The 25,625-nt window shown below is 54.6% G+C and carries 26 protein-coding genes and 1 other annotated feature; of the genes, 1 reads left to right on the top strand and 25 read right to left on the bottom strand.

Features of this window, described 5'->3' with window-relative positions; all coding sequences use genetic code 11:
• Positions 1 to 70: 70 nt before the first annotated feature.
• From ilvN to ETR37_RS12785, 14 genes are all read right to left on the bottom strand, one after another.
• Complete coding sequence (gene ilvN / locus ETR37_RS12715) at positions 71 to 589, bottom strand: acetolactate synthase small subunit (protein ID WP_013144574.1); 519 nt, start codon at positions 587 to 589, stop codon at positions 71 to 73.
• Positions 568 to 2,307, bottom strand: coding sequence for an acetolactate synthase large subunit (gene ilvB / locus ETR37_RS12720; RefSeq protein ID WP_033004993.1), 1,740 nt, complete (start codon positions 2,305 to 2,307; stop codon positions 568 to 570). Before ilvB ends, ilvN begins: the two co-directional genes overlap by 22 nt.
• 70 nt (positions 2,308 to 2,377) lie before the next feature.
• Positions 2,378 to 2,644: a binding site (T-box leader), on the bottom strand.
• Between the two features lie 22 nt (positions 2,645 to 2,666).
• A complete protein-coding gene (ilvE, locus tag ETR37_RS12730) occupies positions 2,667 to 3,566 on the bottom strand; it encodes a branched-chain-amino-acid transaminase (RefSeq protein ID WP_011232138.1) in 900 nt (299 codons plus the stop codon).
• Positions 3,567 to 3,850: 284 nt separating this feature from the next.
• Positions 3,851 to 4,357: a metallophosphoesterase family protein gene (locus ETR37_RS12735; protein WP_033004987.1), complete on the bottom strand. Its 507-nt coding sequence runs from the start codon at positions 4,355 to 4,357 to the stop codon at positions 3,851 to 3,853.
• Positions 4,354 to 4,968, bottom strand: coding sequence for an XTP/dITP diphosphatase (locus ETR37_RS12740; RefSeq protein WP_015375534.1), 615 nt, complete (start codon positions 4,966 to 4,968; stop codon positions 4,354 to 4,356). The genes ETR37_RS12735 and ETR37_RS12740 overlap by 4 nt, the downstream gene beginning before the upstream one ends.
• Positions 4,965 to 5,735, bottom strand: coding sequence for a ribonuclease PH (gene rph, locus ETR37_RS12745; RefSeq protein WP_015375535.1), 771 nt, complete (start codon positions 5,733 to 5,735; stop codon positions 4,965 to 4,967). Before rph ends, ETR37_RS12740 begins: the two co-directional genes overlap by 4 nt.
• Positions 5,736 to 5,887: 152 nt before the next feature.
• A complete protein-coding gene (locus tag ETR37_RS12750) occupies positions 5,888 to 6,961 on the bottom strand; it encodes a GerMN domain-containing protein (RefSeq protein ID WP_015375536.1) in 1,074 nt (357 codons plus the stop codon).
• A gap of 104 nt (positions 6,962 to 7,065) precedes the next feature.
• A complete protein-coding gene (racE, locus tag ETR37_RS12755) occupies positions 7,066 to 7,860 on the bottom strand; it encodes a glutamate racemase (protein ID WP_011232143.1) in 795 nt (264 codons plus the stop codon).
• A 9-nt stretch (positions 7,861 to 7,869) separates the two neighbouring features.
• Positions 7,870 to 8,313 carry a MarR family winged helix-turn-helix transcriptional regulator gene (locus ETR37_RS12760; protein ID WP_015375537.1) on the bottom strand — a complete coding sequence of 148 codons (444 nt, stop codon included), beginning with the start codon at positions 8,311 to 8,313 and terminating at the stop codon, positions 7,870 to 7,872.
• Between the two features lie 208 nt (positions 8,314 to 8,521).
• A complete protein-coding gene (locus tag ETR37_RS12765; RefSeq protein WP_020754265.1) occupies positions 8,522 to 8,746 on the bottom strand; it encodes a helix-turn-helix domain-containing protein in 225 nt (74 codons plus the stop codon).
• A gap of 101 nt (positions 8,747 to 8,847) precedes the next feature.
• The gene (locus ETR37_RS12770) at positions 8,848 to 9,081 is read right to left on the bottom strand and encodes a hypothetical protein (protein WP_060788003.1); all 234 of its coding nucleotides are present in this window, start codon (positions 9,079 to 9,081) and stop codon (positions 8,848 to 8,850) included.
• A 53-nt stretch (positions 9,082 to 9,134) separates the two neighbouring features.
• Positions 9,135 to 9,896, bottom strand: coding sequence for a succinate dehydrogenase iron-sulfur subunit (gene sdhB, locus ETR37_RS12775; RefSeq protein WP_015375538.1), 762 nt, complete (start codon positions 9,894 to 9,896; stop codon positions 9,135 to 9,137).
• A 1-nt stretch (position 9,897) separates the two neighbouring features.
• Positions 9,898 to 11,655, bottom strand: a complete 1,758-nt coding sequence (gene sdhA / locus ETR37_RS12780) for a succinate dehydrogenase flavoprotein subunit (RefSeq protein ID WP_015375539.1) — start codon at positions 11,653 to 11,655, stop codon at positions 9,898 to 9,900.
• A 168-nt stretch (positions 11,656 to 11,823) separates the two neighbouring features.
• On the bottom strand, positions 11,824 to 12,432 hold the full coding sequence (locus ETR37_RS12785) for a succinate dehydrogenase cytochrome b558 subunit (RefSeq protein WP_011232147.1): 609 nt from the start codon (positions 12,430 to 12,432) through the stop codon (positions 11,824 to 11,826).
• 243 nt (positions 12,433 to 12,675) lie between these two features.
• Here ETR37_RS12785 and ETR37_RS12790 point away from each other — a divergent pair, with 243 nt between their 5' ends.
• Complete coding sequence (locus ETR37_RS12790; protein ID WP_014196467.1) at positions 12,676 to 13,128, top strand: YslB family protein; 453 nt, start codon at positions 12,676 to 12,678, stop codon at positions 13,126 to 13,128.
• A 48-nt stretch (positions 13,129 to 13,176) separates the two neighbouring features.
• Here the strand turns inward: ETR37_RS12790 and uvrC are convergent, their stop codons facing one another.
• The 11 genes from uvrC to ssuE all read right to left on the bottom strand — a co-directional run bounded on the left by uvrC (position 13,177) and on the right by ssuE (position 25,529).
• Positions 13,177 to 14,949: an excinuclease ABC subunit UvrC gene (gene uvrC, locus ETR37_RS12795; RefSeq protein ID WP_020755563.1), complete on the bottom strand. Its 1,773-nt coding sequence runs from the start codon at positions 14,947 to 14,949 to the stop codon at positions 13,177 to 13,179.
• Between the two features lie 11 nt (positions 14,950 to 14,960).
• Positions 14,961 to 16,403: a hypothetical protein gene (locus ETR37_RS12800; RefSeq protein WP_015375542.1), complete on the bottom strand. Its 1,443-nt coding sequence runs from the start codon at positions 16,401 to 16,403 to the stop codon at positions 14,961 to 14,963.
• A gap of 47 nt (positions 16,404 to 16,450) precedes the next feature.
• On the bottom strand, positions 16,451 to 17,377 hold the full coding sequence (locus ETR37_RS12805) for an FTR1 family iron permease (protein WP_015375543.1): 927 nt from the start codon (positions 17,375 to 17,377) through the stop codon (positions 16,451 to 16,453).
• Positions 17,378 to 17,402: 25 nt separating this feature from the next.
• Positions 17,403 to 18,164, bottom strand: coding sequence for a hypothetical protein (locus tag ETR37_RS12810; RefSeq protein WP_015375544.1), 762 nt, complete (start codon positions 18,162 to 18,164; stop codon positions 17,403 to 17,405).
• 92 nt (positions 18,165 to 18,256) lie between these two features.
• Positions 18,257 to 19,018 carry a glycosyltransferase family 2 protein gene (locus ETR37_RS12815; protein WP_129447346.1) on the bottom strand — a complete coding sequence of 254 codons (762 nt, stop codon included), beginning with the start codon at positions 19,016 to 19,018 and terminating at the stop codon, positions 18,257 to 18,259.
• Entirely contained in the window at positions 18,975 to 20,471 is a 1,497-nt protein-coding gene (locus ETR37_RS12820) for an alkaline phosphatase family protein (RefSeq protein ID WP_033005943.1), read from the bottom strand. Before ETR37_RS12820 ends, ETR37_RS12815 begins: the two co-directional genes overlap by 44 nt.
• Positions 20,468 to 21,397 (bottom strand): lysylphosphatidylglycerol synthase transmembrane domain-containing protein, encoded by a 930-nt coding sequence (locus ETR37_RS12825; protein WP_033005937.1) that lies wholly within the window; start codon positions 21,395 to 21,397, stop codon positions 20,468 to 20,470. The genes ETR37_RS12820 and ETR37_RS12825 overlap by 4 nt, the downstream gene beginning before the upstream one ends.
• Complete coding sequence (locus ETR37_RS12830; RefSeq protein WP_129447347.1) at positions 21,387 to 22,331, bottom strand: NAD-dependent epimerase/dehydratase family protein; 945 nt, start codon at positions 22,329 to 22,331, stop codon at positions 21,387 to 21,389. The genes ETR37_RS12825 and ETR37_RS12830 overlap by 11 nt, the downstream gene beginning before the upstream one ends.
• A 176-nt stretch (positions 22,332 to 22,507) precedes the next feature.
• On the bottom strand, positions 22,508 to 23,713 hold the full coding sequence (locus ETR37_RS12835; protein WP_033005938.1) for a hypothetical protein: 1,206 nt from the start codon (positions 23,711 to 23,713) through the stop codon (positions 22,508 to 22,510).
• Between the two features lie 141 nt (positions 23,714 to 23,854).
• Positions 23,855 to 24,973 (bottom strand): FMNH2-dependent alkanesulfonate monooxygenase, encoded by a 1,119-nt coding sequence (gene ssuD, locus ETR37_RS12840; protein WP_020755571.1) that lies wholly within the window; start codon positions 24,971 to 24,973, stop codon positions 23,855 to 23,857.
• Positions 24,974 to 24,986: 13 nt separating this feature from the next.
• Entirely contained in the window at positions 24,987 to 25,529 is a 543-nt protein-coding gene (gene ssuE, locus ETR37_RS12845; RefSeq protein WP_015375551.1) for an NADPH-dependent FMN reductase, read from the bottom strand.
• Positions 25,530 to 25,625 lie beyond the last annotated feature (96 nt).

A 25,625-nucleotide genomic window follows, 5' to 3' on the forward strand; every position in this document is an offset into this window, starting at 1 on the left:
GTCAAGAAACAGCGCAAATGCTGCGATGGCGCCATGACTGCGCATGGGTGCGGTTTTGTATTGATGGTTGTTAAATGATAAACGCCGTTTTCTGGTTCGTGGTCGCTTTTTGCGCCCCGCGGGTGAACGCGGTTGTTCCCGTGCGCGCCACTTCCTTAATGCCGTACGGGCGCAATAGTTCAATCAACGCCTCGACTTTCTCCGGCTCGCCGGTCACTTGAATGACGAGGCTGTCTTTGCTTACGTCGACGATCGAGGCGCGGAACGGCTCGATGAGCGTGTAAATTTCCTGGCGGACCGCCGGAGGAGCGGCAACTTTAATGAGCGCCAGCTCGCGGGCGACGATCGCTTGGTCGGTGATGTCATTCACCTTCAACACATCAATCTGCTTGTTCAGCTGCTTAATGATTTGCTCCGCCGTCCGTTCATCGTCAACGTTGACGACGAACGTCATCCGCGAAACGCCCTCGATTTCCGTATGCCCGACCGTAATGCTTTCGATATTGTAATGCCGCTTCGTAAACAGCCCGGTAATGCGGTTTAACACGCCCGGGCGGTTGTTGACCGTCATCGTGATAATTCTTCGCACGCTTTCACCCCCACCATTTCATGAAGCCCTTTGCCGGGCGCCACCATCGGATACACGTTCTCGTCGGCGCGGACATGGAAATCAAGCAGCACCGGCCCATCCATCGCAAACGCTTGTTTTAACACTTCAGCTGCTTCCGCCTCCGTCTTCGCCCGCAGCCCCGGTATGCCGTATGCTTCAGCGAGTTTTACAAAATCCGGCTGATTCGGGATGAGCGAATGGGAGTACCGTTTTTCGTAAAACAGCTCCTGCCATTGCCGCACCATGCCGAGCGCCTGGTTGTTGACGATGACGATTTTAATTGGCAACCCCAGCTCTTGAATGACCGACAGTTCTTGGAACGTCATTTGGAAGCCGCCGTCGCCGACGATCGAAACGACCGTAGCGCTCCGGTCGGCGAGCTGGGCGCCGATCGCTGCCGGAAGCCCGAAGCCCATCGTGCCGAGCCCCCCGGACGTCACCCACCGGTGCGGTCGATTGAACTTGTAATATTGCGCCGCCCACATTTGGTGCTGGCCGACGTCCGTTGTGACGATCGCTTCGCCATTTGTCAATTCGTAAATCATTTCGACAAGCTTTTGCGGCTTGATCGTCCCGGCTTCCGGCTCGTAATGGAGCGGGAAGCGCCGCTTCCACTCATTGAGCTGTTCGAGCCACGCCGCGTTGTCAGCCGGTTTGCCTTGCTGGGCGATCAGTTCCTGCAGCGCCGCTTTGGCGTCGCTGACAATCGGAATTTTGGTCGGCACGTTTTTGCCGATTTCCGCCGGGTCGATGTCGATATGAGCGACAGTCGCCTTTGGCGCGAAGTATTTCAAGTTGCCGGTGACCCGGTCGTCAAAACGGGCGCCGATGTTGATAAGCAAATCGCACTCATAGAGCGCCATGTTCGCCGTGTACGTCCCGTGCATGCCCGCCATCCCCAAGAAAAGCGGATGGTCTGCCGGGAAACCGCCAAGGCCAAGGAGCGTATGAATGACCGGAATGTTTTGCTGTTCGGCGTATTGCCGCAATTCATTGGACGCATTGGCGTGCAAGACGCCAGCGCCGGCTAAAATGACCGGCCGCTTTGATTGGCTGACCGCCTCGACAAGCCGGCGGATTTGCCAATGGTTCGGCTGCGTCGTCGGCTGATAGCCAGGCAAATGAACGTCTTGATCGTAATCAAACTCCCCTTCGGCCGTCGTAATGTCTTTTGGAATATCGATCAACACCGGTCCGGGGCGCCCGGTCGTCGCGATGTGAAACGCCTCTTTAATGATTCTCGGCAGCTCGCTGATGTCGCGCACTTGGTAGTTGTGTTTCGTAATCGGCATCGTAATGCCGACAACGTCCGCCTCCTGAAACGCATCCGAACCGATGACGCTTGTCGCCACTTGCCCGGTAAAGACGACGAGCGGCAGCGAATCCATCATCGCGTCGGTCAACCCGGTGACGATGTTGGTCGCTCCCGGGCCGGAGGTGGCGATGACGACCCCCGGTTTTCCAGAAATGCGCGCATATCCTTCCGCCGCATGGATGGCCCCTTGCTCATGCCGCGTCAGCACGTGGAACACGCCGGCTTTATACAACTCGTCATACAGCGGGAGCACCGCCCCCCCTGGATAGCCGAAGATGACTTCGACTTTTTCTTCCTTGAGCGCTTCAATGAGCATCAGCGACCCGCTCATTCTCGCCTTCGTCCTCGCTTTTTCTTGTTCCTCGACTTTCATTTTTGTCATCGTCGATCCTCCCTGTGATTTGTCATCCATATAAAAAACCTTTCCGCCCACGATGGCTGTCATTTCCAGCCAAAGGGGCGAAAAGGTTTCCTTTCCGCGGTACCACCCTTCTTCACGGCCGTGACGGCCGCCTCAGGAGCGGCCAGCCGAAGCCGGCCGCTCATTTTGGTAACGAGTGAAGCGCGCGTCTCCACTCGTCCAGCCCTACTAGCCGTCCGGCGTTCAGGCTGGCGCTCAGAGGTGAGTTCATCAAGCGGCAACATCACCGGTTCGCAGCTCCCCCGGCTCTCTGTGGATGTTGGCCCCGCTGACTACTTATCCTCGTCAACGCTTTTTCGCTATCCACTTGTCATGGACGATCAACCGACATTGGCGTTCGTCGGATACACCTTTACTCCTTCGACGACCACGCGGCGGCGGAATTCTTCAAGCAACCGCTTGGTATGCGGTCCCGGCGTCCCGTCGCCGATCGTCCGGCCATCGACTTTAATGACCGAAATGACTTCGGCCGCCGTCCCCGTCAAAAACACTTCATCCGCGACATAGACGTCATGGCGGGTAAACGGCTCCTCTTTCACCGTATAGCCGAGATCCTCCGCGATTTCGATGATCGCTTGGCGCGTAATGCCTTCAAGCGCCCCGACATACCCAGGCGGCGTGTAAATGACGCCGTTTTTGATGATGAAAACATTGTCTCCCGAACCTTCCGCGACATAGCCTTGATCGTTTAAGATCAGCGCTTCGCTTACGTTCGCCAAATGCGCCTCGATTTTGACAAGCACATTGTTTAGGTAGTTGAGCGATTTGACTTTCGGGCTCAGCACATCAGAGCGGTTGCGGCGCGTCGCCACTGTCACCACTTCGATGCCGGTTTCATATAAATGCTTCGGGAAGAGCGCGAGCGGCTCGACGATAATCACGATTTGCGGCGTTTTGCATTTGTACGGATCCAGTCCTAAATCGCCGACCCCGCGCGAAACAACCAGGCGGATGTACGCATCTTGATAGCCGTTGCGGCGGATCGTTTCGAGCACGTGGCCAATCATTTCTTCCTTCGTGTACGGAATGTCGAGCAAAATCGATTTCGCGGAATTGTATAGCCGATCTATATGTTCTTCGAGGCGGAATACGTTGCCGCTATAGACACGAATGCCTTCAAATACCCCGTCGCCATACAAAAATCCATGGTCATACACGGAAATTTTGGCGTTTTCTTTTGTCACAAATTCTCCGTTTAAAAAGATCCATTGTTCGCCCACTTCGGTTCCCCTCTTCCTTGATCAGTCAGCAGTTGCTTTGAACGGCTTGATCATTGTATTGAGTCGTTTCTCTTATTTGAAAATTATAATAATCCGAAACCTTTGCGCCGTCAATAACGTTTTTCGAAAATTCCGATTGGTCAAACTATTTGAATGCGCTTACATTATGATAGAATCAAGGTTTTGCCGATTCAAAAATTTTTTCTTTCTTGGCGGCTCATAGAAAGCGGACGCGCTCTAACTGCCAAAGACGAAAAACAAAAAATAGCGGACGTTTTGTCCGCTTAGATCGAAAAGGTTCGTTCCATTCCGGAAACGGGCTGCCCATTCACTTCATAAAATTGGACATGCACGCGCCCGCCGCCGATGGTCAACACCGCGTACGTTTTTTCTTTTCTTCCGCGCGGCAAAGCAATGCTGCCGGGGTTGATGAACAACCGCCCATCCATTTGCTCGGCGCCGGCCAAATGCGAGTGGCCGAAACAAACGACGTGAGCCCCTGTTTCTTGCGCGCGATAGGATAAACGCAAAAGCGACGTTTTCACCCCGTATAAATGGCCGTGGGTGACAAACAACCGAACGCCGCCTGCCTCTTCGATGCGCTCAGCAGGAAACGCGGCGAAATCGCAGTTGCCGCGCACAACGGCAAACGGGGCGATCTCGTCCGCCCCCACCTCCAACTCCGAGTCACCGCAATGGATAAACAAATCCGCTTCATGGCGATGACGGTTGACAATTTCAGCAAGTTCGGCAGTCAGCCCATGGCTGTCGCTCACAATCACCGCCTTCATTCCGTCCGCCCCTTTCCACCGACGATCTCCTCCCACTGCTCATCGAGCTTCGTCAGCGCCTTGGCGCGATGACTGATTTGATTTTTTTCCTCCGGCGCAAGCTCCGCCATCGTTTTTCCCCACTCCGGAAGGTAAAAGATTGGATCATAGCCAAAGCCCCCCTCCCCACGCGGCACTTCGGCGATATAACCATCGCATGTCGCTTCGACAACGGCGGTCGGCCGCCCTGGGATCGCGACGGCGAGCGCGCAATGAAAACGAGCCGTGCGCTGCTCCATCGGCACCCCGTCAAGCTCGCGAAGCAGCTTGGCGATGTTGCGTGCATCGTTTTTATCTTCCCCGGCATAACGGGCCGAATGAACGCCCGGCCGGCCGCCGAGCGCATCGACCACGAGCCCGGAATCATCGGCGATCACCGGCCGCTTTAGACGCCGCGACGCCGCTTCTGCTTTGAGCACGGCATTGTCCGCAAACGTGCTTCCCGTTTCTGCGACATCCGGAGCGTCCGGAAAGTCAAGCAACGATTTCACTTCGACGCCCCGCTTGGCAAACAAAGCGGCGAACTCGCGCACTTTGCCAGCGTTTTTGGTCGCGATGACGATCTCCTTCACTCTGTGTCCTCCTCTGCCGCTTCTTTTTTTTCGCCGATGCGCGCCGCCCACTCGCCCAATGCGCGGCGCTGAACGGCGATGAGCTGCTCGATGCCGATTTGCGCCGCTTCAAGCAATTCATCAAGCTCGGCGCGCGAAAAAACTGCTTCCTCTCCGGTTCCTTGAATCTCAACAAATTGACCGGCTCCGGTCATGACGACGTTCATATCCACTTTCGCCCGCGCATCCTCGTTGTAATCTAAATCAAGAATCACCCCATGCTCCGGATCGATGCCGACCGAGGTAGCGGCGAGAAAATCGCGGATCGGAAGCGCCTCGAGCTTCCCTTCTTCCACCAGTCTGGCAAGCGCCAACACAAGCGCCACATACGCACCAGTGATCGACGCCGTCCGCGTTCCGCCATCCGCCTGAATGACGTCGCAATCGATCCAAATGGTCCGCTCGCCAAGCTGTTCAAGATCAACAACCGAGCGAAGCGCGCGGCCGATTAAGCGCTGAATTTCCATCGTCCGCCCCGACACTTTTCCTTTGCTCGCTTCCCTCACATTCCGCTGCTCTGTCGCCCGCGGCAGCATCCCATATTCGGCCGTAATCCATCCTTTGCCGCCGCCGCGCATAAACGACGGCACTTTCTCTTCGACCGTCGCCGTGCAAATGACTTTCGTGTCGCCGATTTCAATGAGCACCGACCCTTCAGCGTGCTTCATGTAATGCGGGTGTATATGTACAGGGCGCAGCTCGCAACTGCTTCGTCCGTCCGCTCTCATCAACTGAGTCCTCCTTTTCTCCATCTTCAACGGAATGCCAGACGCCGCATTTCTTTCCGCCTAGCGAAAAAAAAGAAAGAGGCAGAATACGTTTCCACCTCTTTGTTATACCATAACGTCCTATTCGTTTCCAGCCAGTCAGCACCAACCGGTTAAAATGTCCCGGTATTGACGTTTTGCGGCCGAGCGACCGGTTTGGTGAGCGGCTTGCCATCTTCCGTGACAAGATTGGCTTTGCCATTGACGGTGATCGCCACGCTTTCGACTCCTTTTTGCTCCGTGAGCGACAAAACGAGAGAATTCAACACGACGTCGGAAATGACATTTTTCTTGTTGCTTCCATAAATGCCTTCGTTAAAGTTGAGCGTCACTTTGCCATCCTCGTATTTCGGGGCATCGACAAGCTTCGCGTCCGGCTGAAAGACGCCGACAAGCCCGCTCCCTTGCTCTGGTCCTTGAATCAGTTCGTTGACGGCCGCGGCAATATCATCTTTCTCCTTATTGGACACACGCCGTGTCACCGGCACATAGTATGTGCTGTTCCCTTGTTGGGCGACAAAATAAACGGTGACCGGATGCGTATTCGTAATGTCTGGCACGCCGTTCGCTTCCATATTGATGCCATCGGCGCGGCTTACCCCATCTTGGATCGGCGTTTTATTGACCGGCATCACGTTTTGATCGTAGCCGTTGATGCGGATTTTGACGCGCTTGATATTGTCAAATTGCGTCAATGTCCACGTAATGGACTGCAAAATTCGTTTTTCGTCCTCCGGCTTATAGTTTTTAAATTCCGGCGAAAAGTCAGCGATCAACGTTCCGTCTTTTTCCAATTTTGTGCCAAGCACCGTCGTTCCGGCCGGAATGACCGCGCGGAAGCCGTTCGGTAACATTTCTGACACGGGTCCGTCTTCAACCAAATATTCGAGTACTTGTTTCGCCACGGCCTGCGTTTTCGGCAATTCCACTGTTTGCGGCACGACAAAGCCGTTTTTGTCAATCAAGTACAGCTCTCTTTTCACCGTCTCGGTGGCCTTCGCTTTCTCTTTCCCTTCCTTTTGGCTTTCCGTCGCTTCCTGAAGCGCTTGGCCGTCTTTGACATAACTCGTCTCTTGCGGCGGATCGATCTCCTTCACCGCCTCATCTCGCCCAAACAAACCGCAGCCGCCAAGCAACAACAGCGAGGCGAGCAGCGGCGCCGCCCATATTTGAGTCGTCCGTTTCATTGACGTTCCCTCCTACTCGTAGTTTGTACTACTATGTATACGAGCCGTTTTCCAAAATAGAATAAAAAAATCCTTTAGCGCATGGACGCTAAAGGATTGGTTGGTTACAGCCGAATCGCTTCGACCGTGCCGATCGGCTTGCCAAACCACTTCCCGGAAATCTTTTCAAACAGCTCTTTCGGCCCGGTCGTGAAAAACAAATGCTCCGGTTCGCGCTCGCCGGTGTAAAGGAGCTGGCTGTGGTGCAAAATCGCGCTCACTTCACGAGCCGTCTCACCGCCCGAGCAAATGAGCTTCACGCGTTTGCCCATATACGTGCGAATGAGCGGCGCGAGCAACGGATAATGCGTGCAGCCTAAAATCAGCACATCGATCGGCAGCGGACGGAGCGGAGCGAGCGATTCGGCGACGATCGCCATCGCCTCCTGCCCTTCAAAGTCGCCGCTTTCCACAAGCGGAACGAATTTCGGACAGGCCAAGCTCTCGACTTGGACGCGCGGATTGATGGATTGAAGCGCCTTTTCATACGCCCGGCTTCGGATCGTGCCAATCGTGCCGATGACGCCGATGTGCCCGCGCCTAGTCGCTTTCAGGGCCGCGCGAGCGCCGGGATGAATAACGCCAAGCACAGGAATGTCAAGCTTCGCCCGCACGTCGTCAAGCGCGACCGCCGTCGCGGTGTTGCAGGCGATAACAAGCATTTTCAAGGGATATTGCCGCAAGTAATCAATCATTTGCCACGTAAATCGACGGACTTCTTCCACCGGCCGCGGCCCGTACGGGCAACGGGCGGTGTCGCCTAAGTAAATAATTTGTTCTTTCGGCAGCTGCCTCATAATTTCTTTGGCGACGGTCAAACCGCCGACTCCTGAGTCAATGACACCAATTGCTCTTTCCAAGTGATCGCCTCATTCTTTCGTCATTTCTTGATGCAATTTGCGCAAACAACGCTCAAAGAGAACGATTTCCTCTTCAGAAAAATTTTCCAACACTTTAGCTAAATCTCTCTGGCGTTTTTCAATCACTTCCTCAATGATGCGCTCGCCTTTTTCCAACAAGTGAATGCGGACGACGCGGCGGTCGTGTTCATCGCGGACTCTGGCGACAAGTCCGTTCCGCTCCATACGGTCGACCAAGTCGGTCGTCGTGCTGCACGCCAAATACATTTTGTTCGATAACTCGCCGACCGTCAAGTCCCCTTCTTCAAGCAGCCACTGCAGGGCGACAAATTGCGGTGGGGTGATCGGATAGTTGGTTAAAATTTCACGGCCGCGCTGTTTCAAATTGGCGGCGATATAGCGAAGCAATTTTTCCAACTCGGCGACCGTTTGTTCATTCATCGCAGACGGCATACCATCTCTCCTTGATCGTTTCCGCGGCCAGCCTCAAACGGCGGCTTGCGTCGACAGCTATTCTTACTTTTCATTTTACAACACCGGCAAAGATAATCAACAAAAAAATGCGGCGGCCGCCGCGGACGAAGGCCGGACGGGCGCCAAGCCTCGTCCGGCCGCAAGGGAACATAACAGCCGGCTGTCCAACAAGGAAAGCCGGCATCGTTTATAGTTCAAGTTCGCCCATTCGAAGCAATTCAATGACAGCTTGCGAGCGCCCCTTGACCCCAAGCTTTTGCATCGCATTCGAAATATGGTTGCGGACCGTTTTCTCGCTGATAAACAGCTCTTGGGCGATCTCTTTCGTCGTCTTGTCTTGCACGAGCAATTCGAAGACTTCTTTTTCTCTTTTTGTCAAAAGCGGCTTCGATTGAAATGATTTGTCCTTCAACGGTTGTAACCCTCCTTGCTCTCAATGGGCCCGAACTGCCGGATGGGTATTTCCTCGCCATATCGTATGTGAGAGCAAGAGCGGCGGTGACGAAAATTTGCTTATCTAATAGAAAAATGGGTCTTTTTTTTTCGGTTCATCACCAAATGACTTTTAAAGACAAACATGATAGCAATGTTGTTCAAAGAGATGTGTGGTATAAAAAGGAAAAAATGCTGTTTTGGTTTTTCTTTATCATGATCGTCTTTCTTTTTCAAGTACACTTTGTGATGAAGAGCCTTTTCTTCTTTATCTTTCGATTCGCCGGAGACGGTTGGCTGCCGCTTGTCCAGCAAAACAAAAAATCCCCCTCATGTCTGTTCGAATGAAGGGGATTTTGATTCTGCCGCTACACTTCGTCGCTGCCAAAGAAATCGCGGAACATTTGAATCGTCGTTTCGCGGTTTAACGCCGCGATCGATGTCGTCAACGGAATGCCCTTCGGGCACGATTGCACGCAGTTTTGCGAGTTGCCGCAGTTGGCCAGTCCGCCGTCGCCCATAATCGCCCGCAACCGTTCGGCTTTATGCATCGCCCCGGTCGGATGGGCGTTAAACAGCCGCACTTGCGACAGCGGCGCCGGGCCGATAAAGTTCGACTTGCTGTTGACGTTCGGGCACGCTTCCAGGCAGACGCCGCACGTCATGCATTTGGACAGCTCGTACGCCCATTGCCGCTTCCGCTCCGGCATGCGCGGCCCCGGGCCCAAGTCGTACGTTCCGTCGATCGGAATCCATGCTTTCACTCGCTTCAACGCATCAAACATCCGGCTCCGGTCGATGACCAAGTCGCGGATGACAGGGAATGTGCGCATCGGCTCAAGGCGGATCGGCTGCTCGAGTTTGTCAATGAGTGCGGCGCACGCCTGGCGCGGTTTGCCGTTAATGACCATCGAACAGGCTCCGCATACTTCTTCCAGACAGTTCATTTCCCAAGCGACCGGCGTCGTTTTTTCCCCTTTGGCGTTGACCGGATTGCGGCGAATTTCCATGAGCGCCGAAATGACGTTCATGTTCGGGCGGTACGGAATGACAAACTCCTCTTCATACGGAGCAGAATCCGGACGATCTTGACGGGTGATGATGAATCGAACCGTTTTGTTCTCGCTCATCTTACTTCACTTCCTCTTTCTTTTTGCTGTAGTCGCGCTTGCGCGGTTTAATCAACGAGACGTCAACGTCTTCATAATGGAACGCCGGACCGTCTGGCGTGTAGCGGGCCATCGTCGTTTTCAGCCATTCTTCGTCGTTGCGCTCCGGAAACTCCGGCTTGTAGTGCGCGCCGCGGCTTTCATTGCGATAGTAAGCGCCAAGCGTAATGACGCGGGCGAGCTGCAGCATGTTGTACAGCTGGCGGATAAACGTCGCTCCTTGGTTGCTCCATCTCGACGTATCGGTGACGCTGATGTTTTTATACCGCTCCATCAGCTCTTGAATTTTCTCATCGGTCTTCAGCAGCCGGTCGTTGTAGCGGACGATCGTCACGTTTGCCGTCATCCATTCACCGAGCTCTTTATGCAGCACGTAGGCGTTTTCCGTGCCGTCCATCGCCAAAATGTTTTCCCACTTTTCTTGCTCCCGTTTCACATAGCTGTCGTATAACGTCGACGGCATCGCATCGGCCGATTTCTCGAGACCGCGGATGTAGCGGACGGCGTTCGGGCCGGCGACCATTCCGCCGTAAATCGCCGACAGAAGCGAGTTTGCCCCGAGGCGGTTCGCGCCGTGAATCGAATAATCGCACTCGCCGGCAGCAAACAACCCTTTGATGTTCGTCATTTGGTCATAGTCGACCCATAAGCCGCCCATCGAGTAGTGAACGGCCGGGAACACCTTCATTGGCACTTTGCGCGGGTCTTCGCCCATGAACTTCTCGTAAATTTCGATAATGCCGCCGAGCTTGACATCCAACTCTTTCGGATCTTTATGTGACAAATCCAAATACACCATGTTTTCGCCGTTGATGCCGAGCTTCAAATCGACGCAGACGTGGAAAATTTCCCGGGCGGCGATGTCGCGCGGCACCAAGTTTCCGTAAGCCGGATATTTTTCCTCAAGGAAGTACCACGGTTTCCCGTCCTTATACGTCCAAATGCGTCCGCCTTCCCCGCGCGCCGATTCGCTCATCAACCGAAGCTTGTCATCGCCTGGGATCGCGGTCGGGTGAATTTGGATGAACTCGCCGTTCGCGTAGTAAACGCCTTGCTGATAGGCGATCGAAGCCGCTGAACCAGTGTTGATGACCGAGTTCGTCGATTTCCCAAAAATGATCCCCGGGCCGCCGGTCGCCAAAATGACGGCATCGGCTGGAAACGCTTTGATTTCCATGGACCGCAAATCTTGTGCGACGATGCCGCGGCAAATTTGCTCGTCATCCAAAACGACGCCTAAAAACTCCCAATGCTCGTACTTCGTGACGAGCCCGGCCACTTCATGGCGGCGCACCTGTTCATCAAGTGCATACAAAATTTGCTGCCCGGTCGTGGCTCCAGCATAGGCGGTCCGGTGATGCTGCGTCCCCCCGAAACGACGGAAATCAAGCAACCCTTCCGGCGTCCGGTTGAACATGACGCCCATCCGATCGAGCATGTAAATGATCCCCGGCGCCGCTTCACACATCGCTTTGACCGGAGGCTGGTTCGCCAAGAAGTCCCCGCCATAGACGGTGTCGTCAAAATGCTCCCACGGCGAGTCGCCTTCCCCTTTCGTGTTGACCGCTCCGTTAATGCCGCCTTGGGCACAGACGGAATGAGAACGCTTTACCGGAACGAGCGAAAACAGTTCGACAGGCACTCCTGCTTCGGCGATTTTAATCGTGGCCATCAAACCGGCCAACCCACCGCCAACAACGATGATTTTCCCTTTTTTCATAGCTACTCACTCCCTAATAGATTGCTGCTTTTGCTTGCATGCCGCACGTTTTGCCTTGCCGGCCCGCCATCGACCAAGCGATCGTTCGGCGAACGGCTAGAGCACGTTTGTCACGAGCCAACGCAGCAGTTCATCGTTGAATCATTCCTTAGGAATGGAACGCTTGTCTTACGCAAACGCCAAGATGGCGCGAATGCCGACAATGGAAAGCGCGATGAAAATGATCATCGTAATGTACGTAAATACTTGCTGCGAACGAGGGGACACCGTCAACCCCCAGCTGACGCAGAACGACCATAAGCCGTTGGCGAAGTGAAAGACCGTGGACAAGATTCCAACAATATAAAATCCGAGCATAAACGGATTGTCGACAATGTTGGCCATCATGTCGTAGTTCACTTCGGCGCCGAATGCAGCCTGCACCCGCGTTTCATACACATGCCAGACGACAAAAATCAATGTAATGATGCCGGTGATCCGCTGAAGCATGAACATCCAGTTGCGGAAATAGCCGTACTGGCGAGTGTTGAATTTGGCTGTAAACGCGATATAAATGCCGTATACAGCGTGGAACAACAATGGAAGAAAAATAACAAAAATTTCAAGAAAATAGCGGAACGGCAAGTTTTCCATAAACGCCGCCGCCCGGTTAAACGCTTCCGGCCCACGGGTCGCAAAATGGTTGACGACCAAGTGCTGCACTAAAAAGATGCCGACGGGAACAACCCCCAGCAGCGAATGGAGCCGGCGATAGTAAAACTCGCGATTCCCTGCCATTATGTAAACCCCCTTCAATTGAATAAAAAATATGTCCCTCTCGCTCGCCATGCGGAAACGGAAACGTCTTCCATTCCCCTATTCGCTTGTCACATTCATTGTACTCCCACATTGTACAAGCGTCAAGAAAACACTGACACAAAATGTTCAAACATTCTCATAGTTGCGCCACCTTAGGAAAGAGGATGCACTCCGGCAGCAATTCAGCTATAATGGGGAAATGGATAGAAAGAGGGGAAAACGATGAAACAGCCACCATTAGAGGACCAATATCAAATGTTTGGGTCAATTGCGCTTTCCGCCTTCGGGACTGAGCTGCTTCGCCATTCGCTTCTTCCCGAGCTGCTTGGCAAAGATGCCGCTTCGCTGCTGTACTGGGCCGGCAAACAGCTGGCGCGGCGCTACCCGCTCGGAACGCTCGATGACGTCGCCGTATTTTTTGAACGGGCGGGCTGGGGGGAGCTATCAACCGGCGAAGAGCGAAACGACGAACTCTATATCGAGCTGTCGGGCCCCATCATCGCCGCCCGCTTTTCCTTGTACGGCAGCTGCTCGTTCCAGCTTGAGGCTGGATTTCTCGCCCAGCAAATCGAACAACAAAAGCGGTTCGTCACCGAAGCGGTCGAACTGCCGCCAAAGCGGGACGGCAAAGCGCGCATTTTGGTGAAATGGGATCGGAAGCAGGCGATCGAATGACATGCAAAGAACGGGCGTCCGCTCGCAAAACGGGCGTCCGTTCAGCCATTATTCATGCAGTTTTTCATAGATTTTCTCCGCCACCGCCCGTGGAATGTTCGCCCGTTGCAGCTCATCAACGGTCGCCTCTTTCATCTTTTTGACTGATCCGAAATAGTTTAACAGCGCTTTTTTCCGCTTTTCCCCGACGCCGGGAATGTCATCAAGCACGGAATGGAACATCGTTTTCTGCCGCGTCTTTCGGTGAAACATAACGGCAAACCGATGCACTTCATCCTGGATGCGCTGCAATAAATAAAACTCTTGACTTTGCCGGTCAAGCGGCACGACATCCGGCGGGTCGCCGGCCAAAAGCTCTGATGTGCGATGTTTTTCGTCTTTCGCCAATCCAGCCAGCGGCACATCCAGTCCAAGTTCGTTTTCGAGCACATCCCGCACCGCCGACAAGTGTCCTTTGCCGCCGTCGATGATGATCAAATCGGGAAGCGGCAATCCTTCTTTCAACACGCGCGTATAGCGGCGGCGCACGACTTCGCGCATCGTTTCATAATCGTTCGGCCCCGCGACCGTTTTCACCTTATATTTCCGGTATTCTTTTTTCGCCGGCTTGCCATCGAGGAAAACGACAAGCGCCGAGACCGGATCGGCCCCGTAAATGTTCGAGTTGTCAAACGCCTCGATGCGGCGCGGCGCCGGAATGCCAAGACGCTCTCCGAGACGTTCGACCGCTTTGATCGTCCGTTCTTCGTCCCGCTCGATGAAATAAAATTTTTCTTTCAGAGCAATGGCCGCGTTTTTGCTCGCCAGCTCAACAAGCTCTTTTTTCTTCCCTTTTTTCGGCTGGACGACGGCAACGCCGAGCAATTCGCGGGCGAGCTCGCCGTCAATGTCGGACGGGAGGACGACTTCTTTTGGCTTCAAATGATGCGCTTTCGCATAAAACTGACCCAAAAACGTAAGCATTTCCTCATCCGGGTCTTGGTAAAGCGGGAAGATCGACACGTCGCGCTCGATCAGCTTTCCTTGGCGGAGGAAAAACACTTGCACGCACATCCAGCCTTTGTCGTACGCATAGCCGAATACATCGCGGTCGATGAAGTCGTTGAGCATCATTTTTTGCTTTTCCATCGTCATCTCAATCGCTGCGATTTGATCGCGGTATTCTTTCGCCCGTTCAAACTCGAGCGCTTCCGCCGCCTCGTGCATTTTCTCGGCCAACTCCCGCTTCACGTCTTCATACCCGCCGTTTAAAAAGCGGACGATTTGTTCAACCATCGCCTTATTTTGTTCGTCCGACACCGGGTGGACGCACGGGGCGAGGCATTGGCCCATATGGTAATACAAACAGGCGCGCGAAGGCAGCGTCGAACATTTGCGGAGCGGATATAAGCGGTCGAGCAGCTTTTTCGTTTCGTTCGCCGCCTGCACGTTTGGATACGGGCCGAAATATTTGCCCCCGTCTTTTTTCACTTTGCGGGTGATCAGCAGGCGCGGATGCTTTTCCGCGGTGATTTTAATAAACGGGTAGCTTTTATCATCTTTCAGCATGACGTTGTATTTCGGATCATGCTTTTTGATCAAATTCATCTCCAAAATGAGCGCCTCGGCGTTTGACGAGGTGACGATGTATTCGAAATCGGCGATCTCCTCAACAAGCCGCTGCGTCTTGCCGTCATGCGTCCCGGTGAAATACGAGCGGACGCGCGCTTTCAGCGACTTCGCTTTGCCGACGTAAATGACCGTTCCGTGTTTGTCTTTCATCAAATAGCAACCCGGCTGTTCCGGCAGCACGGCCAGCTTTTCTTTCAGCCGCTCGTTCATTGGCCATCACCTCACTCTCCATCCACCCATTCGTACAGCGTAATCGTCCCATACACCGGATCAGCAAGCAGACTGGAACGATACGTTTTCACTTTGCGCACATGGCGGGAAACATCGATCCCTTGAGCCTCGAACCCTTGGACAACGTGATTGGTCATATATATCGCAGCATGGCGGTAGTTTTCTTTGTCTTGCAAAAAGAAGGAAAAATGGAGCACGTCTTTATGTGGAAAGGGCACGTTCAAATAGTCTAGGACGCGCGTCTCTTCCCACGTATATACCACAAACGGCTGCCGTTTGTCACGCAAATCGTCCGCAAGCTGATACACTGCCGGCGGCGTCTTTGCCTGCTCGCACAGCTGCCCGATGCCGATTGCAGCCTGCAGCAGCACAACCGCCGCCGCCAACACATGCTTCCATGATCGCGGTGCAGCCAATACGCGCCCCCACACGAAAACGAGCGCAATGTGAACGAGCGGAAGGAGATGACGCGGCTTGTCAATGTTTTGTCCGAAAAGCGCCCACAAAGCATACAGCAACGCGGAAACGACAAGCGGGCGCGGCAGCCGAAACGGCCCAGTGCGCCAGGCGATGGCGCCGACCACTGCATAGGCAGCCAGCAGCCAAGCATTTCGGCTGGCCATGCCGGTCCAAAGAAAGTTGTCAAGGACAAAGCGGCGCACCCGCTCCCAAAATGGAAGCGGGCTCGCCGCCGCCGTTCCCCCCCAGTCGCTGAAATGACCGACGACAAACGCCCAGCCAAGCTTGAAAAACGGCCAAAGGCCGCCTTCCGTCGCCGCGACCGCCGCCACCCAAACAAATTGAAAGGCGGCCGCCGCCAACAGCGATGCCGCCACGCGGCCGAGGCGGCGGTGCGTTTTCCAGTCTTCATGCCAAAGGATCAACAACGCAGCGGCAAACGGGGCATAAGACAAACGGATGCCCATGAGGATGCTGAACAACGCGGCCGGCCAAAGCTGCGCCATCCATGTTGTTCGCCGCCGCGCCCATTCCACCGCCCATATGTACCACCAAAGCACGCCAAGCGCCGCGCCGTCCGACATCGGTCTGGCGGCGGCAAGGAGCACGTAGCTTGAAGAAAGCACCGAAAGCGCCGCCCATAGCGCCGCTGAACGCGGCATATGGCGAGCGAGCAGCCAAACGATGGGAAAGGCGGCGGAAAACAACACGAGCACATTCAAGATCGAAAGCGCTTTGGCCGGATTGGCGACCAGAGCGTGCACTGCCATGCCGCCAAGAATCAAATACGGATAGCCCGGGAAATGCGGCTGCATGGCCAATAAATCATAGCGTTCCAACGCCCGCGCAAAGTCAACTTCGTCCCACGAGGCCGCATACGGGTTCGCCCCATACAAACCGGCGCCGGCCAACAAAGCAGCCATTCCGACACCAAAGCTCATCCAAAAGCGATCATCGCCCAACCGTTTGTCCACCGTGTTTCCCTCCAAAGAAAACGTACAAGGCGCAGCGTCCTTGTACGTTACATGACGTTTTTGGCTTGTTCCTCCAACGAGGCAACCGCCGGCTTCTCAACCACGGCCTTCTTTTGACCGCGGCGGCTCGCCACCAACAAATACACGACGACGAAGTAGCCGATATAGGCCAACACTTCTTCAAGCGACGGCATTGAAGAATAACCGAACAGCGCTTTTAAAAAGACGCCGACTTCGCCGGAAAAGACAGGGGCGACGCCATGGTCGCGCACGTAATGTTCGTAATCGATCGGATGTTCCGGAAGCAGCCACGTCAAATCGTATACGTGCGGCATGACGCTGCCGATGAGGCCGATGTCCTGCATCATCGAAATGGCTTGCACGAGCAGTCCGGCGGCAATTAGGACGATAAACGCGCCAGTCACTTTAAAGAACGTCTTCAACGGAATGCGCATCGTCCCTTTAAAGAAGAAGTAGCTGACAAAAGCGGCAATGACGACCCCGGTCGCCGCTCCCCAGCCTTGCATCGCCGCGCCGATGTTGCCGTGCGTAATGGCGGCGAAGAAGAAGACCGTTTCCACTCCTTCGCGCAGCACGACCAAAAACGAGTGGATGACCATGCCGGCGACATTGCCGGCGGTGACAAACTGATCCATTTTCCCTTCCACGCTTTTTTTCATGTCCCGACTATGTTCGGCCATCCAGAACACCATTTGCGTCAAGAGCAACGCGGAAATGACCATGATGCCGATTTTCAAATACGTCTCGCTTCCCATTGCCGCAAAACCGGTAAAGACGAGCTGAAACAACATGGCGACGCCGACGCTCGCCGCCACAGCAAGAGCGGCGCCAAGCCATACATATTTCGTGTATTCACGGTGACCGACCCGTTTCAAATACGATGTAATGATGCCGACAATCAGCAGCGCTTCCAGCGCTTCACGAAACGTGATAAGCAGCGCTTGAACTTCCATGCCCCCGCCTCCCATTCAGTTTAGACTAAGCACGCTTCCGGCGACGTGCGTAAATCAAGACAGTCCCGATGATCACCACAGCGATGACGATGAGCGGAATCCAGTTTTTGGCCTCGGACAAATCGGTCCACTCTTTCTTTTGCACTGCATCCGGCTTTTCCGTGGCGCTTTCCGAAAAATGGCCGACTTTTAGGCTTTTGAGGCCAAATTGCTTTTGCAACGCCGATAAAATGGTTTCCTTGCTTTTCTTGAACGTTTCGATGTCTGATTTTTTCTCGCCGACGCCAAACAGCCCCGGGTTGCCAAGCGACTGAAGCGCCTTGTCAAACTCGGTGCGCAGCTGTTTGTCAAGCGCAGGGTCTTTCCCTTGGATGATCGGCGACAGCGCCTCATACGTCGCAAACGCCTTCGCCAACAGCCGCTTGCTCGTGTCGTACTGATCAAAGTTCGCCTCAATATTGTCCAAACGTCGGGCGATATTGAGCACTAAAATTTTTTCCATGTCTTTGATCACCGCCTGGCGGTCCTTCGCTTCGATGGCTGCAAGCACCGCCTTGGACGGCTCAGGCCCCATGTGCATGTCGATTTCTTCTTTTATGGTTCCGAAAATTTCCTTCGCTGCGGCAAAGTTCGGCGGCTGCTCGTTCAACTTTTCTTTCATCTCTTTATACGCCTCAGCAACCGCTTCTTTGTTCGGATCTCCATACGAATAGGCGAACGCTTTCAGCGGAATGAGATTGAGAATAATGATCACTGCTATGTAAAAAAAGAAACGGGATGTTTTCACGTTTCTGATCCCCCTCCATCAAGATCAATGATAATCATTATCACCATCATTGTCAATATTGGAAAAATGGCCGGCGGCCCAAGGCGGCCGCCTCACGAACAATGGCGCTCCCGCTCCAAAGAAAGCAGATGCGCTTTTCGGTCAATGACCGCTTTTGTTACCGGGCGGCGCATTTCCTTCCAGATGGCCGGGATGACCGCGGTCATATAGGCGGTGAACTTGATGAACGAACGGCCGGTCGTCCGCACTTGGTAGCGGATCGGCACTTCCTTTAGTCGAAACCCTTTGCGCACTAAGTTGAGCGTCAACACTTGGGCGTAATTGTAATCGTGGATGATTTCCGCCTCTTCCATCGCTTGGCGGGAAAACGCGCGCATGCCGGATTGCCCGTCGTACAGCCGCTGGCCGAGCAGGAGCGACTGCAGCCACGTAAAGGCATAGTTGCCGAGGCGGCGGTGCCATTTCATGCCGCGAATCGTGCCAAGGAAGCGCGAGCCGATCGTATAGTCGGCCTCACCGGCGAAAATCGGCGCCAAAAGGTCAGGAATTTGTTCCGGCGGATATTCGTTATCGGCATCGATCATCACGCCGATATCCGCGCCAAGACGGACACACTCTTTGAGCCCTCGCCGCACCGCCGCCCCGAGGCCGCGGTTTTCCGGCCAGCGGCAAATGTAATCGGCTCCCGCTTCTTGCGCCGCTTCAGCAGTCCGGTCGGTCGACCCGTCATCAATGACCAAGACGCTGACCTCTACATCGGGATGGAAATGACGCGGAATGCGGCGAATCACGTCCCCAATCGCCCCTTCCTCATTGTGCGCCGGCAAAAAAACGATGACGTGCTGCTGTTTCATCGCTCTCCTCCTTCCGCATTGCTTCGATCAAAACAGGGCCGCGGCTATGGCTTGGATACGGCGCGCCAAGCAAATAGGCGATCGTCGGCGCCAGCGAGACGAGGCTTCTTTTCTCATCAACCCGTTTCCCTGCCTCAATCGCCGGACCGTACATGAAAAACGGCACATACCGCTCCCCTTCATCGAGATGGCCGTGGCCGCCGATGCCATCCGCTTGGCCATGGTCGGCGCAGACGATCAGCGTCGCGCGCTCAAGCTCGCCTCGCTCCTCAAGCCAGGCGACAAACTCGGCGATCAGCGCATCGGCTTCTTCAATTTTTTCAATATACTCGTCATACAGCACCCCGCGGCTATGGCCGGTCTGGTCGGTGGCGATCAATTGTACGACAAGCAAGTCCGGGTGCTGCTCTTCCACAATGCGTTTCGCCCGCTCGATAATATAGCGGTCAGCTAGTTCGTTAGGCATGACGGCCGTCACCGTTTCGACATCATCTCCGAACGAATCGACCAAATGAGCGATGCCAAGCAAGCGGCCTGTTTTCCCTACTTTGCGGAGCGAGTCAAAGATCGTTTCCACTTTCGCTCCGAGCTTCCATACCATATTCGAGCGAATCCCGTGCTCAAACGGATACGTGCCCGTCAACATCGATGTAAAGCAAACGACCGTACGCGCCGGGTACACGGTCTCCATTTGCGCAAATTCCGTCCCTTGCGCGCGCAGCCGTTTCAAAAACGGGGCGTTGGCCGCTTCAAACCGGTCTTTGCGCATCCCATCAATCACGATGACATACACTTTGTCACTGATCGGCACGGTTGGACTCGGCACATTGTTCGTATAAGTCGGAATGATCTCGGGCTGCCAGTCGAACAAATTCCGATGCAAAATCCATGAAAACAGCCACACCAAAGCAGCAAACAGCCAAAGCGCCCCGCACAGCGGCGCCAAATCCGCCCCTCGTTCCACTTGGATCGACGCATATTCCCAAACAGATAAAAGGAGAAAGACTTTCGGCAGCTGCTCTTGAGCGTTGCCGCTCGTCGAATCGCTGTTTTTCAGCACGAGCTTCCAAAAGCGGGTGAAATTCCACCATGACGTGCCGATGCGCAAATGGTAATAGAGCGTTCCCCAAAAAAAGACGGTAAAGAAAAAGTAAAGCCCCGACGCCAACAGCAGCAGCGCCGCATCAGCAAACGACCAAACGATGAGAAACACAACGTAAGGAATCCATAAATAATTGCGCAAAAACAGCGGATAATCATAGACATAGTAGATGACAAACAGCGGCAGCGCCGCCGCCAGACCAAGCATCCATCCCCATGAGCCGCCCATCCAATCAGCGGCATGGTAGATCGTCATCGTTCCCGCGACAAAAATCGGCGTAAACGGCTTTCCTTCATTCAGCAAATTCCAGCAGCGCGCCGCCATTTTTTCGAATCGTGACGCTTCTTTCATCGCCTCTCCCTTTCCTTTTTCCATACACCCCGCACCATCTGCCAATCGGACCGCCAAAGCAACAATACCATGGCCCCGGCGGCGTAAGAAAACAAAAACTTAAACGCATGGGTCAACACTGCCGCCGCATACGCTTTCTCCCATGGTGCGCCGAGCCGGGTCAACGCAAACGCCATCACCGCCTCATACGTTCCGATCCCGCCGGGGACGACTTGGGCGATCTGGCCGGAAACGGCCGCGCTGTTTGCCCACACCGCCTGTCCAAAGGAAAGCGGGATGCCGACTGCTTTGGCGATCACGCCAATGACGGCCGCTTCACACAACCAGCTCGCCGCCACAGCCGCAGCGATCTCCGCGCCGCGGCGGCCCTGCAACACCGTCCGCCATCGGCGCCATAACCGTTCGAGGCGGAGCGGACGGCGAAACATCACGAGCACAAGCGCCCCCCCTGCGGCAGCGGCCGCCCCCACCAGCGGAAGGCCGGGAATCCGATGCATGTACACATACACCCCCGCTGCCGCAAAACCGCCCAGCACCGCCATGTCCAATAACCGCATGACCGCAACCGACTCGATCGCCTCAGCGGCGGAAACACCCGGCTGGCGGGCAAGCACAGCGACGCGGGCGGCATCGCCCATTTTGACGGGGACGAGATGATTGATCAACAAGCTGAGCAACACCCCACGCCAATAGACGGCAAAGGCGATCGGTTTCCCGACATATTGCTTCCATGCCCATGCCCGCAGCCAAAAGGACGCGCCATACACGAAAACGGCGGCAGCCATATCCGCCGGATGGCGGGCCAGCCCGGCGAGATGCCGAAGCAACGCACGGCCGTCAAAATAGCGATACGTCATCCAACCAAACAGAACAACCATGGCCACCCCGGCGGCCTGCAGCCCCGCCTTGGCCGCCCTACCGCTCATATTCGCGCGCCCACGCCACCGTGCGGGCGAGCCCTTCGGCAAACGCCACCTTCGGCTTGTAACCAAACGCCCGCTCCGCCTTTGTGATGTCCGCCCATGTCGCTTTCACATCGCCTTTCCGCTCCGGCGCGTGCACGATTTTCATATCGGGAAAGTGCTTCCGCAACTCAGCGAGCAGCTGCTCCATGGTGACGGGCGCCCCGGCGCCCAAGTTGAACACTTCGCTTCGCCCGCCGCTGCGGTGAAGCGCCGCGGCCATGCCGGCGACAATATCATCGATGTACGTATAATCGCGCGCCGTCCCCTTGCCATACACGACAATCTCCTCGCCCACCAACAATCGGCGCAAAAACGTGCCGATCGCCATATCCGGACGACCCCACGGCCCGTAAACGGTGAAATAGCGGAAAATCGTCATTTGGTAGCCATACAAATGGGCATAGGCATGACAAAACGATTCCGCTCCGTATTTCGTCGCCGCATACGGCGACACGACGCGGCCATCAGCCATTTCTTCTTTCAGCGGCACGTTGCCGCGGTCGCCATAGACGGATGACGACGAAGCAAACAGCACATGGCTGACTCCCGCTTCCCCCGCCGCCGCCAACACATTGACCGTCGCTTTGATGTCATAATCGATATACGCGAACGGCTCCTCGAGGGAATACGGCACGCCCGGCAGCGCCGCCAAATGGTAGACGACATCGGGGCGAAACTCGACCAGCCACCTTTTCGTTCGCTCCCCATCAAGCAAATCCAAGCGGACAAGCGGCACCCGACCGCCGGTGAGTGTCTGAAACTGCCGCTCTTTCCGTTCAGCCGAATAGTACGGATGAAAGCAGTCGACGGCTATTACGTCATATCCTTGCTTGCTGAGATGGGCCGCGAGGTGGCTGCCGATAAACCCCGCTCCCCCGGTCACCACTACTTTCACAGTCGTCACCCCATTATCAAATTCACTGTCCATTAAGCATCTTACCATAGCGGCCGGCAAAAGTCGCGGATTGCAGGCAAAAGCGAAAAGCATCCGCCAAAACGCATTCTCAGCCGGGACAAGCCGAAAGGGCGTTTGTGAAAAAAGGGCGTCCTTGGGGACACCCTCCTTCGTCATTATTTCGCCTTTTCCACTACTTGCTGCAGCGCAGCTTCAATTTGCGGCAGCCATTTGTCAGCTTCGGCTTTGTTTTTCGCCTTTGCTGCTTCCAAGTAGCGCGCCGCCTGATCGTTCAACGTGCTGTACGCCTTGTCGCCGAGCAGCGTTTTGATATCATTTTCGATCATGTTAATAAAGAGCGCGCCTTCTAAGGCGGTGATCACCGACTTGTCTTGCCCCCAATTTTCTTTGCTTTCTTCATATTCGTGAAGCGCCACTTTCGCCCATCCGCGCACGAACGCATGGTTCACCGCTTTCGGATCGAGCGTTTTGACATCGGTTTGCAGGTCAAACTGTTTCAAAATGTAGTCCGCCTCCTCCGCGGCATGCCGTTTCATATACGGATAGACGGACTGATAAAACGCCCAGCCTTCCGCCTGCTCCACTTTGGCTTCTTCGGCGTTTTCCTTGGCCGCAGCCGCCGCCTTCGCCGCATAGCCGTGCGGCAACGCTCCGCTCGCTAAATAGAATGTTTTCATCAATGTTTTGTCCACGACTTGCTTGCCGAGGGCAAATGAGAGCGCATCATCGTTTTGCACCGCTTGCTCCATTTGGGCAAACGCCCCGTTGATCGCGTCAACCAACTTCGTTCCGTAAGCCACATCGCGCTTTTCCACGGTCGACTGCAAAATCGCGTAAAATGCCTTCGCTTCCTCAAGCTCTTCCTTTACTTCTTCCTTATTGGCCCAATGCTCTTCTGCTTCGGTAAACTCATGTTTGATCGTCGTGTAAAACACTTTTTGCATCAGCTTGTCAAAAATTTGCTTGACAACCAACGGCTCAAGCGACCCGTCTTTGCCGGCGGCCAGTGCGTTGGTAATATGTTGGTCAAGCGTATCTTCAAATTCCGCGTCACGTTTTTGTACAAGCGGCTGCAGCTTTTCTTTGTAGATGCTCTCCACTTTGCCGAAGTCGACCGCCCCGCCTTGCTTCGCCTTCTCAAGCTCCGCGAGCGCTTCGCTGAACGCTCCCGCATAATCGACTTCCGCTTCTTCCTTCTCGTTCTCCGTCTTCTCTTCCTCTTTCGGCTTTTCTTGTTTTTCCACAGCCGTTTGGTTGCTGCTTTCTTTTTCTGTTCCCGCCGTCTGTTTGCTCTGGCCGCACGCGCCAAGCGCCAACGCCGCGGCGGCGAACACGGCGAGCCACTTCCATTTCCATGACATGATCGATCCCCCCATAGACCATTAAAAATGATAATCAATATCACACAAGCACGATTATAAAAGAACATGAATTTCAAAGTCAATCAAAAATAAAAAAGGATGGATGCTCTTTTGCAGCGCATCCCCCTTTTTTAGAACCGATCACACCTTAATCACATTTGGAAAAAACTCGTGACCCACTACCTCGCCGCGAATGGAAGAAGAAGGAACATCCAATGACAACAACGGGAATAACAATTCCGCCACGCGATACGCCTCTTCCAAATGCGGATAACCTGATAAAATGAAGTAACGGATGCCGAGTTGCTCGTATTCACGGAGACGTTCAGCCACTGTTTCCGGATCACCGACAAGCGCGGTGCCCGCGCCGCCGCGAACGAGCCCAATCCCCGCCCAAAGGTTTGGGCTGATCTCCAACGACTCTTTCCTCCCCCTGTGCAGCTCGCGCATCCGTTGCTGCCCGACAGAGTCATAACGGGAAAACACCCGCTGCGCCTCTTCAATCGTCCGGTCATCTACATACTGAATCAATCGCTCTGCCGCTTCCCACGCTTCTTTTTCTGTTTCGCGAACAATGATGTGGAGACGAATGCCAAATTCGATTTCTCTCCCTTCTTGGCGAGCGAGTTCCCTTACCCGTTCTATTTTTTCTTTCACCTGTCTAGGCGGCTCCCCCCAAGTCAAGTAGACGTCCGCATGGCGGGCGGCAACCTGTTGGCCGGCATCCGACGATCCGCCGAAAAAGAGGCGCGGATACGGTTTTTGCACAGCCGGGAACAACAATTTCGCCCCTTTGACTGACACGTGCTTTCCTGCAAACGTCACTTCTTCTCCTTCCAGCAATCGGCGCCAAATCGTCAAAAACTCGTCCGTCGCTTCATACCGTTCGTCATGCGACAAAAACAGCCCATCCCCCGCCAACTCAACGGGGTCGCCGCCGGTGACGACATTTACAAGCAGCCGGCCATCGGAAATGCGATCGAACGTGGAGGCCATGCGCGCCGCCAATGTTGGCGTCATCAATCCTGGGCGAACAGCGACAAGAAAACGCAATCGCCTCGTTTCCGCTGCCAGCGCTGCCGCCAACAGCCATGGATCTTCGCACGATTTCCCCGTTGGAATGAGCACCCCTTCGTATCCCAATCGATCAGCCGCTTGGGCCACTTGTTTGAAATAGCTGTATTCCGGCGAGCGGCCGCCTTTTGCCGTCCCTAAATACCGTCCGTCGCCATGAGAAGGAATAAACCAAAGGACTTTCATATTGTTTTCCTCCTTATCTCATGATCGTTTTTTCAGAGCCATGGGAAATGGAATGAATCACCTCTTCCATCCTCGACAACAAGTCGTCCGAAAACACGAGGCGGCCTTCGTCATCATGCCCCAATGTCCAATCCAAAATAAAGACGCCATGCAAGATTTCCCGCGCTCCCAAAATGGAGAAAATGGGTTTGAGCGCGTATTCGAGAGCCAACAGATGAGCAATGGTCCCCCCCGTAACAATCGGCACAACTAGCTTCCCAGCAAACGCCTTTTCCGGCAGCAAATCCAAATACGCTTTTAAAATGCCGGTGTAACTTCCCTTATACACTGGACTTAGTACAACCACCACTCGTGACTGGCGGATCCAATCATGTGTTTTCACAATCGAATCGCTTGATGAATGCGCATAAAGCAAATCTTCCGCCGGCAAATCGCGCAATCGGATGAAATATACCGTATGGCCGATCCGTTGCAATTGCTCGCTCACCCATTCGGCCACTCGATTCGTTTTCGAGGCGCGCGACGGACTTCCAGAAATAATGGCCACCGTTGTCATTTGTTTTCCCCCCACATTCTTTTATGCCCCGCTGTCCTTAACATCCCCTTGGAAGAGCGTTGTTCAAGGGGAATTCGGCTTTTCACAATGCCCTAT

Source organism: Geobacillus sp. PK12 (assembly GCF_004123125.1).
GTDB lineage: Bacteria > Bacillota > Bacilli > Bacillales > Anoxybacillaceae > Geobacillus > Geobacillus zalihae.